Origin of the sequence: Mycobacterium sp. ACS4331 (assembly GCF_001667265.1) — a bacterium.
Lineage (GTDB): Bacteria > Actinomycetota > Actinomycetes > Mycobacteriales > Mycobacteriaceae > Mycobacterium.
This window is the reverse complement of sequence record NZ_LZHW01000065.1, coordinates 71,848-84,894: the sequence shown is the minus strand read 5'-3', so window position 1 is coordinate 84,894 and position 13,047 is coordinate 71,848. Positions and strand designations below refer to the sequence as shown.

The following is a 13,047-nucleotide window of genomic DNA, read 5'->3' as shown; positions in this document are numbered from 1 at the left end:
GGGTGCGACCGGAGGTGGTGGCGCGGCCTCACTCGGGGCCGGCGGGATTTCGGGGGCGAGCGCGGACTCGACCATGGGCGCTGCCGGCGGGGCCGGCGCGGCCGGAGCCGGCGCGGCCGCCGGGGCGGCCGTGGCCGGCGCGGGTACGACCGGAACAGGCGGTGCGGCAACGGGTATCGCCGGTGCGCCTGCGGGCACTGCGGGCACTTCGGGCAGGCCTGCGGGCACTGCGGGTGCCGCGGCCGAGATCATGTCCGCCGCGGTCGGCAGGGCCTGCACGGCGGCACCGGCGGCGTCGAGGACGGGAGTCGCCGGCACCAGCGCAGCGGCCTCGGGCAGTCCTTCGAGCGCTGAGGCCGCACCGCTGAGTGCGTCGGGCAGCGCGGTTGGCGATGAGGCGAACTGCTGCACCAGTTCCCCGCACGGCACACCGGGACTGAGCTCGGAATCGGCTGCGACCGTGGGACTGAACACCAACGGCAGCGATGGCCAACACACTGCCGCCGCCGAGACGGCAACGACTGACAGACGCAATGCCGTCCGCGACAAGTTATCCCCGATTCCCCGTGATCTTGATTGTGTAACTGAACCTATCGTGTTGCGGGAGTTACTCAAGTTGCAGATGAGGCTGTTATCGAACCGACACGGACTGGAGTCGGTCCGGTGACGTCGGTGCCGAATTCCGGGCTGTCGGCGCCGAACTCAGGTGTTGTCGGCGTCGCTGCGCGGGAATCCGCCCTGCGGGAACAACGGGAACACGACGTCGTCGAGCTTGTCGGGATCGCCCATCGTGCGGTTGACGGTCGCGCCCCACACGTTGCCGTCGCCGGACAGCTGCAGGGCCCACGCGTGACCGTGCTGACCGTCGCGGACCACCTCCGGGTCGCCCGTCACCGCTCCCGTGTCGGGTGCCAGGCGCACCGCCGCGGTCTGCTTGGTGTTCACCAGATTCACCAGCACCGTTCCGTCCATCGCGGCGCATCCGGCGACGCCGGGCTTGTCCGGCCAGGTCCACACCGTGGACGTCTTCGAGTCCTTGGTGATGCGCTGCAGTCGATCTCCGGACGGGGCGCGGTCGGTGATGTAGAGAGCACCGTCGGCCGGATCGATGCACATGCCGCCTGCCGGGCCCAGGCCGCTCATCGCGGTGGTCAGCGGGGCCTGGTTGACGGTGGTCGGCTGCTCGATGCGCAGCAGCTTGCCGGCCAGCGACCCCGGGTCCGCGGCCATCGCGGGGCTGCCGGCGTCACCGGTCTGGACCAACAGGGTGGTGGGGCCCTTGAAGATCAGCGATCCCGAATTTCCGTTGGCGCCCTTGGGTATTCCGGTCAGGATCTCCTTGGGGACGTCGCCGTCGGCGACCCGCACCACGCGGTTGTCGGTGGGAGTGCTGATGTAGGCGTACATCAGCCGGTCCTGGCTGTAGGTCGGGGACAGCACGATGTCGAGCAGGCCGCCGTCGCCCGACCCGTCGACCGGAATCGTGGTCTTGACCTTGGGTTCGGCGGCGATCGCGACCTCTTTGACCGCGCCCGTGACGCGCTCGGCCACCAGGGCCGTCTTACCGTCGGGGCCCATGATCAGCCCGCTGGTGCTCTCCAGGCAGCCCTGCATGACACCGGTGGCCGGGCAGGCCTTGGGGAACGGCTTGCCGGGCAGCGGCGGTGGCGGTGTGGTGGTCGACGGCGGCGGCGGCGACAGTTCGGGCTGGGTGGTGAACGGTTGCGAGGCCGCGTCGTCGAAGCGGGCGCACCCGGCCACCACGACCATCGCGGCACAGGCCACGGTCAGGGCATGGACGACCGGACGGCGGTTCAGCATGCCAGCCAGGTTACGGATCGGTGGCCGGTATCCGCTACGCCGCCCGCCGGGTGTCGCGCCCACCGGGCGTGTACAGGGAAAATAACCATCCGATATAGGTCGGCGAAAGCGCCCTTCAAATACCGGGATCTGTGCAGGGTTGCACTTACCCTGACAGCGTGACGAGTCCATCGCATGACCCACGCTGGCAGCGGCCGGGCGAATCGTCGTCCGGGGCCGGATCCTCGCGGCCCAGCACGGCGAGCCTGGTCGACCCCGAGGACGACATGCCGTCTGACACCTATGGCGGCGATTTCGAGACCACCGCGATCCCGAACTACGGGTCGAGCCCCTCATCGGCGGGGTACAGCCTGATGAACGAACCCGATCCCTTGCCCTATGTCGCACCGCAGATGGACGCCCCACCCGCGCTGGGCCCCACCGCGATCGAACCCCAGGACTACGACGCCGCCCGTAACGCGGGCCGCCGCGGCACCCAGGACCTCGGGCTTCTGCTGCTGCGCGCGGGATTCGGCGCGCTGCTGGTCGTCCATGGACTGCAGAAGGTGTTCGGCTGGTGGGGCGGATCCGGGCTCGGCGGCCTCTCGGACTCGCTGACGGCGGCCGGCTACCAGCACGCGGACCTGCTCACCTACGCGGCCGCCGGCACCCAGATCGCGGCCGGGGTCCTGCTGGTCCTCGGACTGTTCACGCCTCTGGCGGCGGCCGCAGCGCTGGCCTACCTGATCAACGGCCTGCTCGCGTCCGTCCTGAACTCCGACGAGTCGAGTCGGTTCCTGTTCTTCCTGCCCGACGGCCACGAGTACCAGCTCACACTGATCGTGGTGGCGGCCGCGATCATCCTGGCGGGCCCCGGCCGCTACGGATTCGACGCGGGCCGGGGTTGGGCGCGCCGCCCGTTCATCGGGTCGTTCGTGGCGCTGCTGCTCGGCATCGGCGGCGGCGTCGCGGTGTGGGTCCTGCTCAACGGGGCCAACCCGCTGGCCTGACGGCTCACTGGTAGGGGTTGGGCACCCGGCCCCCACTGGCCTGGGCCAGCAGTGGCAGGGTCGAGAACGACACCGCGGGCAGGGTGAGCTCGCCACCGCCGACCAGCGTGGCGCGCGCCCACGAGCCCTTGACGAACTTCAGGCCCTCGATCTGGTCCCAGCCCACGGTCGTGCTGCGCAGCAGTCCCCTGGTGGTCACGTCGACGTCGGTGGCGACGGTGCGCAACCGGAACACAGCGAACGACGCGGCGACGGGGATCAACAGGAGCGGAGCCAGCCACGGCAACGCCAGAACGGGCAGCATCATGGCCCCCGCCAACAGCACCGCAGCGAAATGGGCCATCGGCGAAATCCTGATCACCACGGGGGCTTGGGTTGCGGCAGCCATGCCGCCATCTTGCCCCTGCGTCGCGCCGCGTGTCCGCGCAGGTCAGGGAATTTGACGCCTGGCCCGTCCGGAGACTACCGTCATGACCCATGACCACCCGCAAGATTCTCGTAGTACGTCGTCGGCGCGTCGGTGCCGCGTAGCTACTAGCGGGCTATTCGCCTACGAGCATCAACGCGCAACCCTCGTGCAGCAGCAAGCTGACGGGGGTTTTTTGTTGCCCCGAATGACCACAGAACACACATCGACAACCCTAGGGACGAGACAGTGAGCGCACCCACCACGCGACCACCCGAACCGATGGCGGCCCCGAAGCCGGCCGACGGAAAGACACAGAACGCCGCGAAGCGGGTTCCGCCGCAGCAGATGACCGGGGCGCAGGCTGTCGTGCGCGCGCTCGAGGAGATCGGCGTCGACACCATCTTCGGCATCCCCGGTGGTGCCGTGCTGCCCGTGTACGACCCGCTGTTCGACTCGAAGCGACTGCGGCACGTCCTGGTCCGGCACGAGCAGGGCGCCGGGCACGCCGCCAGCGGTTACGCCCACGCCACCGGCAAGGTCGGCGTCATGATGGCGACGTCGGGTCCGGGTGCCACCAACCTGGTCACGCCGCTGGCCGACGCGCAGATGGACTCGATCCCCGTCGTGGCCATCACCGGGCAGGTCGGCCGCGGGCTGATCGGCACCGACGCCTTCCAGGAGGCCGACATCTCGGGCATCACGATGCCCATCACCAAGCACAACTTCCTGGTCCGCAGCGGCGACGAGATCGCCCAGGTGATCGCCGAGGCGTTCCACATCGCGCAGTCGGGTCGCCCCGGCGCGGTGCTGGTCGACATCCCCAAGGACATCCTGCAGGGGCAGTGCACCTTCAGCTGGCCGCCGGTCATGGACCTGCCCGGCTACAAGCCCAACACCAAGCCGCACAGTCGGCAGATCCGCGAGGCGGCCAAGCTGATCGCCGCGGCGCGCAAGCCCGTGCTGTACGTCGGCGGCGGCGTCATCCGCGGTCAGGCCCACGCCGAACTGCTCGACCTGGCCGAGGCGACCGGCATCCCCGTGGTCACGACGCTGATGGCGCGAGGTGCCTTCCCCGACAGCCATCCGCAGCACATGGGCATGCCCGGCATGCACGGCACGGTCGCCGCGGTGGCCGCCCTGCAGCGCAGCGACCTGCTGATCGCGCTCGGCACGCGGTTCGACGACCGGGTCACCGGTCAGCTCGACTCGTTCGCGCCCGAGGCCAAGGTCATTCACGCCGACATCGACCCCGCCGAGATCGGCAAGAACCGGCATGCCGATGTGCCGATCGTCGGTGACGTCAAGGCCGTGATCACCGACCTGATCGAGGCGCTGCGCCGCGACGGCGTTCCCGGCAACCTCAAGCTGGACCAGTGGTGGGAGTACCTGTCCTCGGTGCGGTCGACCTACCCGCTGAGCTACGGCCCGCAGAGCGACGGCAGCCTGAGCCCCGAGTACGTCATCGAGAAGCTCGGCGAGATCGCCGGCCCCGACGCGGTGTACGTCGCGGGCGTCGGCCAGCACCAGATGTGGGCGGCGCAGTTCGTCAAGTACGAGAAGCCGCGCACCTGGCTGAACTCCGGCGGCCTGGGCACCATGGGCTTCGCGGTGCCCGCGGCCATGGGCGCCAAGATGGGCCGGCCCGACGCCGAGGTGTGGGCCATCGACGGCGACGGCTGCTTCCAGATGACCAACCAGGAGTTGGCCACCTGCGCCATCGAGGGTGCCCCGATCAAGGTTGCTCTGATCAACAACGGCAACCTCGGCATGGTCCGGCAGTGGCAGACGCTGTTCTACGACCAGCGCTACAGCCAGACCGATCTGGCCACGCACAGCCAGCGCATCCCGGACTTCGTCAAGCTGGCGGAGGCCCTGGGCTGCGTCGGACTGCGTTGCGAGCGTGAGGAAGACGTCGAGGACGTGATCAACCAGGCGCGGGCCATCAACGATCGCCCGGTGGTCATCGACTTCGTCGTCGGCGCCGACGCTCAGGTGTGGCCCATGGTCGCCGCAGGCACCAGCAACGACGAGATCATGGCGGCACGCGACATCCGTCCGCTGTTCGACAACGAGGACCAGGTCTGATGACAGTCACCACGCACACCCTGTCGGTCCTGGTCGAGGACAAGCCCGGCGTCCTGGCCCGCGTCGCGGCGCTGTTCTCGCGGCGCGGCTTCAACATCGAGTCGCTCGCGGTCGGTGCGACCGAGCAGAAGAACATGTCGCGGATGACGATCGTCGTGTCCGTCGAGGACTTCCCGCTCGAGCAGATCACCAAGCAGCTCAACAAGCTGGTCAACGTGATCAAGATCGTCGAGCAGGACGAGGAGCAGTCGGTCTCCCGCGAGCTGGCACTGATCAAGGTGCGGGCCGACGCCGGCACCCGAAGCCAGGTCATCGAGGCGGTGAACCTGTTCCGCGCCAAGGTCGTCGACGTCTCCACCGAGTCCCTGACGATCGAGGCCACCGGCACGCAGGAGAAGCTGAGTGCGCTGCTGCGGGTGCTCGAACCCTATGGTGTTCGCGAGATCGTTCAGTCCGGTGTGGTGTCGCTGGCCCGCGGGCCCCGCGGCATCGGCGGCGTGAAATAACTTCGGTATCAACACAAAAGAAGGAATCCTAAAGTGGCAGTTGAGATGTTCTACGACGATGACGCGGACCTGTCGATCATCCAGGGACGCAAGGTCGCCGTCATCGGCTACGGCAGCCAGGGGCACGCGCATTCGCTTTCGCTGCGCGACTCCGGCGTCGAGGTGAAGGTCGGCCTCAAGGAGGGCTCGAAGTCCCGCGAGAAGGTCACCGAGCAGGGCCTGGAGGTCGACACCCCGGCCGAGGTGGCCAAGTGGGCCGACGTGATCATGCTGCTGGCGCCCGACACCGCGCAGGCCGAGATCTTCACCAATGACATCGAGCCCAACCTCGAGGACGGCAACGCGCTGTTCTTCGGGCACGGCCTGAACATCCACTTCGGTCTGATCAAGCCCCCGGCCAACGTCACCATCGGCATGGTGGCCCCGAAGGGCCCGGGCCACCTGGTGCGCCGTCAGTTCGTCGACGGCAAGGGTGTGCCCTGCCTGATCGCGATCGACCAGGACCCCAAGGGTGAGGGCCAGGCGCTGGCGCTGTCCTACGCCGCGGCCATCGGTGGCGCGCGTGCCGGTGTCATCAAGACCACCTTCAAGGAGGAGACCGAGACCGATCTCTTCGGTGAGCAGGCCGTGCTGTGCGGTGGCACCGAAGAGCTGGTCAAGACCGGCTTCGAGGTCATGGTCGAGGCGGGCTACGCCCCCGAGATGGCCTACTTCGAGGTGCTGCACGAGCTCAAGCTGATCGTGGACCTGATGTACGAGGGTGGCATCGCCCGGATGAACTACTCGGTGTCCGACACCGCCGAGTTCGGCGGCTACCTGTCGGGCCCGCGGGTCATCGACGCCGACACCAAGAAGCGCATGCAGGACATCCTCAAGGACATCCAGGACGGCACGTTCGTCAAGCGCCTCGTCGCCAACGTCGAGGGTGGCAACAAGGAGCTCGAAGCCCTGCGCAAGCAGAACGCCGAGCACCCGATCGAGGTCACCGGCAAGAAGCTGCGCGACCTGATGAGCTGGGTGGATCGCCCGATCACCGAAACCGCGCCGAAGTCATGTCTGGGGCTCGGCCTCGTGGCCGGGCAGGCCGTGGGTGCGGCGACGCTGCTTCATCTCGGCCTCGAACACGTGGCGCGCCCCGCCCTGCAGTTCCTCGCGCACCCGGCGCTCGTGCTCGCGGAACTGCGACCAGTAGGTGTCGTCGAACTCCTCGACCACCTGGAAGGTCCACCGGCCGGCCAGCACATTGCGGCCCATGAGTTCGGTCTCCAGTCGCTCGGCGACCGCGTCGTGGCCGGCGCTGCGCAGGCGAGCGCAGACCTCGTCGAGGAGGGCGTCGGCATGGCCGACCAGCTGATGGAACGAGTACAGGTGACCGCGGGCCCGCTCGATGTACTCCAGTGCCTCCGAGAGCTTCCCGACGGCCGCAACGGTGTCGTCGTCGACCCCGCGGGGCCGCCTGTCCAGGGTCATGTCAGGGGACTACCCACTGGCGCGGCCCTCGACGCGAACTGCTCAGCGCAGCGACGGCACCGGGAGGCCGAACTCGCGTTGCAGGACCGTGCGGGCCGCGTAGAAGCCCGCCATACCGTGCACCCCGCCGTTCGGCGGGGTGGCCGCTGAGCACAGGTAAGCCCGCGGGATGGGGGTCGACCACGGATTGAGGCGCAGCGTCGGCCCGGCCAGTGCACGCCAGGCGCTGTTGCCGCCACCGGTGATGTCCCCGCCGATCAGGTTCGCGTTGTGCCGGGCCATCTCGGCGGCGGGGACGCTCCGCACGGCCACGACGACGTCGGAGAAGCCGGGCGCGAAGCGTTCCATGATCCGCAGGATCGTGTCGGTCTGGTCGACCGGTGAACCGTGTGGCACGTGGGCGTACGTCCAGAACGGTCTGCGTCCCGCCGCGTCGATGCGCGACGGATCGGCGACGTGCGGACTGGCGGCGAGCACCATGGGCCAATCGCTGTGACCGCCCTTGGCCGTGACGGCTTCGGCATGGGCCATCTGTGCCCGGGTGCCGCCGAGATGGAACGTCGCGCTGGACCGGAGCCTGGGGTCGCGCCACGGGATCTCCTCGGACAGGACGAAGTCGACCTTGCTGGCGGAGATGCCGAAAGTTCTGCGCCGCAATGCCTTTGCGTAGGCGTCGGGCAATCGGTCGCCGTAGATGTCCAGCAGTGCGGTCGCGGGGGTGTCATAGAGCACGACACCCGGGGGCGGACTGGTGACACCTTCCCCCAAAACCAGCTCACCGCCATGTGCCGTGAGGTCGGCGAGCAGCGCATCCGCGATGGCCTGGCTGCCGCCGACGGGCGCGGGCCAACCTCCGGCATGGGCCAGGATCGACAGCATCATGCCCAGCGCTCCGGTGGTCACCGAGGGCATCCGGGACACCCCGTGGGCGGCGACACCGGAGAACAGCGCGCGCGCGTCCTCACCGCGCAGCGTGCTCCACAACGGCGTGCCCTGGATCAGCATGCGCTGCACCAGCCGCGCGACCGTGACGGCGTGTGACGGCACCGAACGCTTGTCGCCGAGCACGAAGTCGACCGCGGGCGACGGATCGGTGACGAACGGTCCCAGCAGGCGCCGCCACGACTGTCCGTGCTCGAGTTCGGCGCATGTGCGGTCCAAATCGTGATAGGCCACCGCCGCGGCGCGGTCGGGCAGGGGATTGGCGTAGGAGATCTCCGGGGTGTTGAGCGCGATCCGGTCCGCCAGGCCGAACGCCCGGAAGAACGGCGAGGCCAACGCCAGCGGGTGAATCGCCGAGCAGACGTCGTGCGACACCGTGGGAAACTCGGGATCGGGCAGCGTGCGCGCCCCGCCGCCCGGCGTGCTCTCGGCCTCCAGAACCCGCACCTTGAGGCCGGCACGGGCACAGGTCAGCGCTGCCGCGAGTCCGTTGGGACCGCTGCCGACGACGGTGATGTCCATGTATCGATTAGAGACCATTAGGCTGTCCGAGTGAGTTTGCCCGTTGTACTGATTGCCGACAAGCTGGCCGAATCGACTGTGGAAGCCCTGGGGGACCAGGTTGAGGTCCGCTGGGTCGACGGCCCCGACCGCGAGAAACTGCTGGCAGCCGTGCCGGAGGCGGACGCCCTGCTGGTGCGTTCGGCCACCACGGTCGACGCCGAGGTGCTTGCCGCCGCGCCCAAGCTCAAGATCGTCGCCCGTGCCGGCGTCGGCTTGGACAACGTCGACGTCGACGCGGCCACGGCCCGCGGCGTCCTCGTGGTCAACGCGCCCACCTCGAACATCCACAGTGCCGCCGAGCATGCGCTCGCGCTGATGCTGTCGGCCGCCCGCCAGATCCCGCAGGCCGACGCCACGCTGCGCGAACACACCTGGAAGCGGTCGTCGTTCTCCGGCACCGAGATCTACGGCAAGACGGTGGGTGTGGTCGGCCTCGGCCGCATCGGTCAGTTGGTGGCGGCGCGGTTGGCGGCCTTCGGCACCCACGTGGTGGCCTATGACCCCTACGTGCCGTCGGCGCGGGCCGCTCAGTTGGGCATCGAACTGCTGCCGCTCGACGAACTGCTCGCGCGGGCCGACTTCATCTCGGTGCACCTTCCGAAGACCCCCGAGACCGCGGGTCTGATCGGCAAGGAGGCGCTCGCCAAGACCAAGAAGGGCGTCGTGATCGTCAACGCCGCCCGCGGAGGCCTGATCGATGAGCAGGCTCTGGCCGACGCCATCAAGAGCGGGCACGTGCGGGCCGCGGGGCTGGACGTGTACGCGACCGAACCGTGCACCGACAGCCCGCTGTTCGAGCTGCCGCAGGTCGTCGTCACGCCGCACCTGGGTGCCTCCACCGAAGAGGCGCAGGACCGGGCCGGCACCGACGTCGCCGCGAGCGTGCGCCTGGCGCTCGCCGGTGAGTTCGTGCCGGACGCCGTCAACGTCGGCGGTGGCTCGGTCGGCGAGGAGGTCGCGCCGTGGCTCGACCTGGTGCGCAAGCTCGGCGTGCTCGTCGGTGCGCTCTCGGCTGAACCGCCGGTGTCGCTGACGGTGCACGTGTTCGGTGAGCTGGCCGCGGAGGATGTCGAGATCCTTCGGCTCTCGGCGCTGCGGGGCCTGTTCTCCGCGGTGGTCGACGAGCAGGTCACGTTCGTCAACGCGCCGGCGCTGGCCGCCGATCGCGGTGTGACGGCCGATCTGGTCACCAGCAGCGAAAGCCCCAACCACCGCAGCGTCGTCGACGTGCGCGCGGTCCACGCCGACGGCACAGCGGTCAACGTGGCGGGCACCCTGTCGGGCCCGCAGCAGGTGCAGAAGATCGTGCAGATCAACGGCCGCAACTTCGATCTGCGGGCCTCGGGCGCGAACCTGATCATCAACTACAGCGACCAGCCCGGCGCGCTCGGCAAGATCGGCACGCTGCTGGGCGGGGCCGGTGTCAACATCGAGGCGGCCCAGCTGAGTCAGGACGCCGACGGCGAGGGTGCGACCATCATGCTGCGTCTCGACCGTGACGTGCCCGGCCAGCTGCGTTCCGAGATCGCCTCGGCGGTCGGGGCCAGCACACTGGAAGTGGTTGACCTGACATGACAAAACTTGCCATCATCGCCGGCGACGGCATCGGACCCGAGGTCATCGCCGAGGCCCTCAAGGTGCTCGACGCGGTCCTTCCGGGGGTGGAGCGGACCGAGTACGACTTGGGCGCGCGTCGCTACCACGCGACCGGGGAGATCCTGCCTGAATCCGTGATCGAGGAGTTGCGCGGCTACGACGCGATCCTGCTGGGCGCGATCGGGGACCCGTCGGTGCCCCCCGGTCTGCTCGAGCGCGGTCTGCTGCTCAAGCTGCGCTTCGCGCTCGACCATCACGTGAACCTGCGTCCGTCGCGGCTGTATCCCGGTGTCAGCAGCCCACTTTCAGGTGTCTCCAACATCGACTTCGTCGTGGTTCGGGAGGGCACCGAGGGGCCTTACACCGGCAACGGCGGCGCGCTGCGGGTCGGCACCACGCACGAGGTGGCCACCGAGGTCAGCGTGAACACCGCCTTCGGTGTCGAGCGTGTGGTCCGCGACGCGTTCACCCGCGCCGCCGGGCGGCGCAAGCACTTGACCCTGGTGCACAAGACCAATGTGCTGGCGTTCGCGGGCAGTCTGTGGTCGCGCACCGTGGAGCGCGTGGCCGCGGAGTATCCCGACGTCGAGGTCGCCTACCAGCACATCGATGCCGCGACCATCCACCTGGTGACCGACCCGGGCCGGTTCGACGTGATCGTGACCGACAACCTGTTCGGCGACATCATCACCGACCTGGCCGCCGCGGTGTGCGGTGGCATCGGCCTGGCCGCGAGCGGCAACATCGATGCGACCAGGGTCAACCCGTCGATGTTCGAACCGGTGCACGGCAGTGCCCCCGACATCGCGGGACAGGGGATCGCCGATCCGACCGCCGCGGTGATGTCGGTCGCCCTGCTGCTCGCGCACCTGGGCGAGAACGCGGCCGCCGGGCGGGTGGACCGCGCCGTCGAGGAGCACCTGGCCACTCGGGGCGACGAGAAGTTGTCGACGGCCCAGGTCGGCCAGCGGATCCTCGCCAGGCTCTGAGGTCAGCCCACGGGGCTAGCGAACGGAAGTCAGCGTCACGTTGTGCAGTGACACGGCCACGTCGGTGGGCAGGATGTCCACTGATGTGGCGGCGTCTCGCAGTGCCGCCCCGGATGCGATGACGTTGGCGGGATAGCCTGGGCCGCAGGGGAAATCGCTGCAGCGGTACCAGGAGCCCGGCGCGCTCTGGAACGGTGCGAGGCTGGGCGCCTGGTCGACGCGGTACCTGCCGGGCGGGATGACCGCTGTGGCCCGGGGATCGGTGTTGTCGACCCCGACGCCGAAGACGCCGTTGCTGCCGTAACTGCCCGGATACGTCGGGTCTGCGGCCGCAGGGGTGGCCGTCAGCACCGAGGCCAGCAGTGTCGCGCCGACTGCGATTCGCATGGTGCACATGCGATGAGGGTAGCCCGGCCCCAAGCGGCGCTAGGTGGTTTCGGTCCTCCGCAGGGGATCGGCGTGCACTGGAACCAGTGGCAGCGCGGCCAACGGGAACAGCGCGCAGACGGCGAAGGCGACCGGAAACCCCGCCGCCGAGATCAACGCGCCGAACGCCGGCGGCACGATGCCCGTGGTGAACAGCTGACTCGTGTTCTGCACGCCGAGTGCGCGACCGCTCCAGAACGGCCCCGCGAGTTCGGCGATGGCGGTGAAGGCCAACCCGTTGTCGGACACCGTGACTGTGGCCGCCACCATCATGATCGCGATGCTGACCGGAGAGTCGAACGCGTCGGTGATGGCCAGCAGGCCCATGCTGACTGCCGCGGCGATCGCGATGGTCCGGACGGGACGCAGCCGAGACCCGACCACGTCCGACCAGCGGCCGGCGGTGATTCGGCCTGCGGCACCGAGCAGTTGGCAGACCATCACGAGCACACCCGCGGATCCGGCCGACCACTCGCGGTCGGTCATGAGCCAGACCAGCGTGAAGGTCCAGACCAGACCCTGCGGCACCACCAGCAGCACCGAGACGGCATGGATGCGCCACAGTGTCGAGGAGTCGCGATAGGGGTTGGCCAGGTCGTCACTGTGGGCGTCGGCCCGGTCCGGGCGCGGGGGATCGAGCACACCGACGGCGGTCATCACCGCGGCGACGGTGCACAGCGCGGCCGGGAACAGCAGGGCCGCCGCGGCGCCGTGGTCCTGGGCCAGCTGCGGAATGACCAAGGCGCCCAAGCCCACTCCGAGTGGTTGGGCCGTCTGCCGGATGCCCATGGCCAGGCCGCGACGTTCCGGGGGGAACCAGCCGACGACGACACGCGCGCTCGCGGTGTTGCTGCTGGCGGCGGCCATCCCGCCCAGGAACAGCAGCGCGCAGATCACCACCAGGGAGTCGGCGGCCGCGGCGGCGAACGCCGCGGCGGCGGTCAGGGCCGATCCGCAGGCCAGGACGAAGCGCTCGCCGATCAGGTCGACCACGTATCCCCAGGCGATCAGGGTGACGACCATGCCGAAGCTGGGCATGGCGGCCACCAGCCCGGCCTGGGCCAGGTCGAGTCCGCGTTGTGCGTGCAGTGACGGGATGAGGAACGCGACGCCGTTGATGAACACGTTGGCGAAGAGCGTGGCGGTGAGTGCGATCACGAGCATCGACCAGCGCCGCGCGGTGCCGATCGCGGTGGTGCCCATGGCGCCCATGGTCCCACGGGCCGTCTCAGAATGCCGAACCGTCGTCT

General features: G+C 69.2%; 11 protein-coding genes and 2 pseudogenes. 6 read left to right on the top strand and 7 right to left on the bottom strand.

All coding sequences use genetic code 11. The features are described from left to right. Window positions 1-474, bottom strand: a pseudogene (locus tag A5727_RS15510) (hypothetical protein); the annotation flags it as partial. A gap of 228 nt (window positions 475-702) precedes the next feature. Continuing rightward, entirely contained in the window at window positions 703-1,821 is a 1,119-nt protein-coding gene (locus A5727_RS15505; RefSeq protein WP_068250971.1) for a PQQ-dependent sugar dehydrogenase, read from the bottom strand. Between the two features lie 158 nt (window positions 1,822-1,979). Here A5727_RS15505 and A5727_RS15500 point away from each other — a divergent pair, with 158 nt between their 5' ends. Beyond that, a complete protein-coding gene (locus tag A5727_RS15500; protein ID WP_068250968.1) occupies window positions 1,980-2,810 on the top strand; it encodes a DoxX family protein in 831 nt (276 codons plus the stop codon). Between the two features lie 4 nt (window positions 2,811-2,814). Here the strand turns inward: A5727_RS15500 and A5727_RS15495 are convergent, their stop codons facing one another. Further along, a complete protein-coding gene (locus A5727_RS15495; RefSeq protein ID WP_068250966.1) occupies window positions 2,815-3,198 on the bottom strand; it encodes a PH domain-containing protein in 384 nt (127 codons plus the stop codon). 267 nt (window positions 3,199-3,465) lie between these two features. Between A5727_RS15495 and A5727_RS15490 the strand changes: the two genes are divergently transcribed. The 3 genes and pseudogenes from A5727_RS15490 to ilvC all read left to right on the top strand — a co-directional run. Then, window positions 3,466-5,304 (top strand): acetolactate synthase large subunit, encoded by a 1,839-nt coding sequence (locus tag A5727_RS15490; protein ID WP_068250963.1) that lies wholly within the window; start codon window positions 3,466-3,468, stop codon window positions 5,302-5,304. After that, window positions 5,304-5,810, top strand: coding sequence for an acetolactate synthase small subunit (gene ilvN, locus A5727_RS15485; RefSeq protein ID WP_068250960.1), 507 nt, complete (start codon window positions 5,304-5,306; stop codon window positions 5,808-5,810). The genes A5727_RS15490 and ilvN overlap by 1 nt, the downstream gene beginning before the upstream one ends. 45 nt (window positions 5,811-5,855) lie before the next feature. Continuing rightward, window positions 5,856-6,854 (top strand): annotated as a pseudogene (ilvC, locus tag A5727_RS15480) (ketol-acid reductoisomerase); the annotation flags it as partial. Window positions 6,855-6,860: 6 nt separating this feature from the next. Here the strand turns inward: ilvC and A5727_RS28190 are convergent. Together A5727_RS28190 and A5727_RS15475 are read right to left on the bottom strand one after the other, a co-directional pair. Then, window positions 6,861-7,280: a hypothetical protein gene (locus A5727_RS28190; protein ID WP_082949832.1), complete on the bottom strand. Its 420-nt coding sequence runs from the start codon at window positions 7,278-7,280 to the stop codon at window positions 6,861-6,863. Between the two features lie 42 nt (window positions 7,281-7,322). Next, window positions 7,323-8,744 carry a phytoene desaturase family protein gene (locus A5727_RS15475; RefSeq protein ID WP_068250956.1) on the bottom strand — a complete coding sequence of 474 codons (1,422 nt, stop codon included), beginning with the start codon at window positions 8,742-8,744 and terminating at the stop codon, window positions 7,323-7,325. A 30-nt stretch (window positions 8,745-8,774) separates the two neighbouring features. Between A5727_RS15475 and serA the strand changes: the two genes are divergently transcribed. Further along, on the top strand, window positions 8,775-10,361 hold the full coding sequence (gene serA, locus A5727_RS15470) for a phosphoglycerate dehydrogenase (RefSeq protein WP_068250953.1): 1,587 nt from the start codon (window positions 8,775-8,777) through the stop codon (window positions 10,359-10,361). After that, window positions 10,358-11,371 carry a 3-isopropylmalate dehydrogenase gene (locus tag A5727_RS15465; protein ID WP_068250950.1) on the top strand — a complete coding sequence of 338 codons (1,014 nt, stop codon included), beginning with the start codon at window positions 10,358-10,360 and terminating at the stop codon, window positions 11,369-11,371. The genes serA and A5727_RS15465 overlap by 4 nt, the downstream gene beginning before the upstream one ends. Before the next feature lie 15 nt (window positions 11,372-11,386). Here A5727_RS15465 and A5727_RS15460 read toward each other — a convergent pair whose 3' ends face one another. Both A5727_RS15460 and A5727_RS15455 read right to left on the bottom strand, forming a co-directional pair. Continuing rightward, window positions 11,387-11,758 (bottom strand): hypothetical protein, encoded by a 372-nt coding sequence (locus A5727_RS15460; RefSeq protein WP_068251001.1) that lies wholly within the window; start codon window positions 11,756-11,758, stop codon window positions 11,387-11,389. 39 nt (window positions 11,759-11,797) lie between these two features. Continuing rightward, window positions 11,798-13,000, bottom strand: a complete 1,203-nt coding sequence (locus tag A5727_RS15455; RefSeq protein WP_068250998.1) for an MFS transporter — start codon at window positions 12,998-13,000, stop codon at window positions 11,798-11,800. Window positions 13,001-13,047 lie beyond the last annotated feature (47 nt).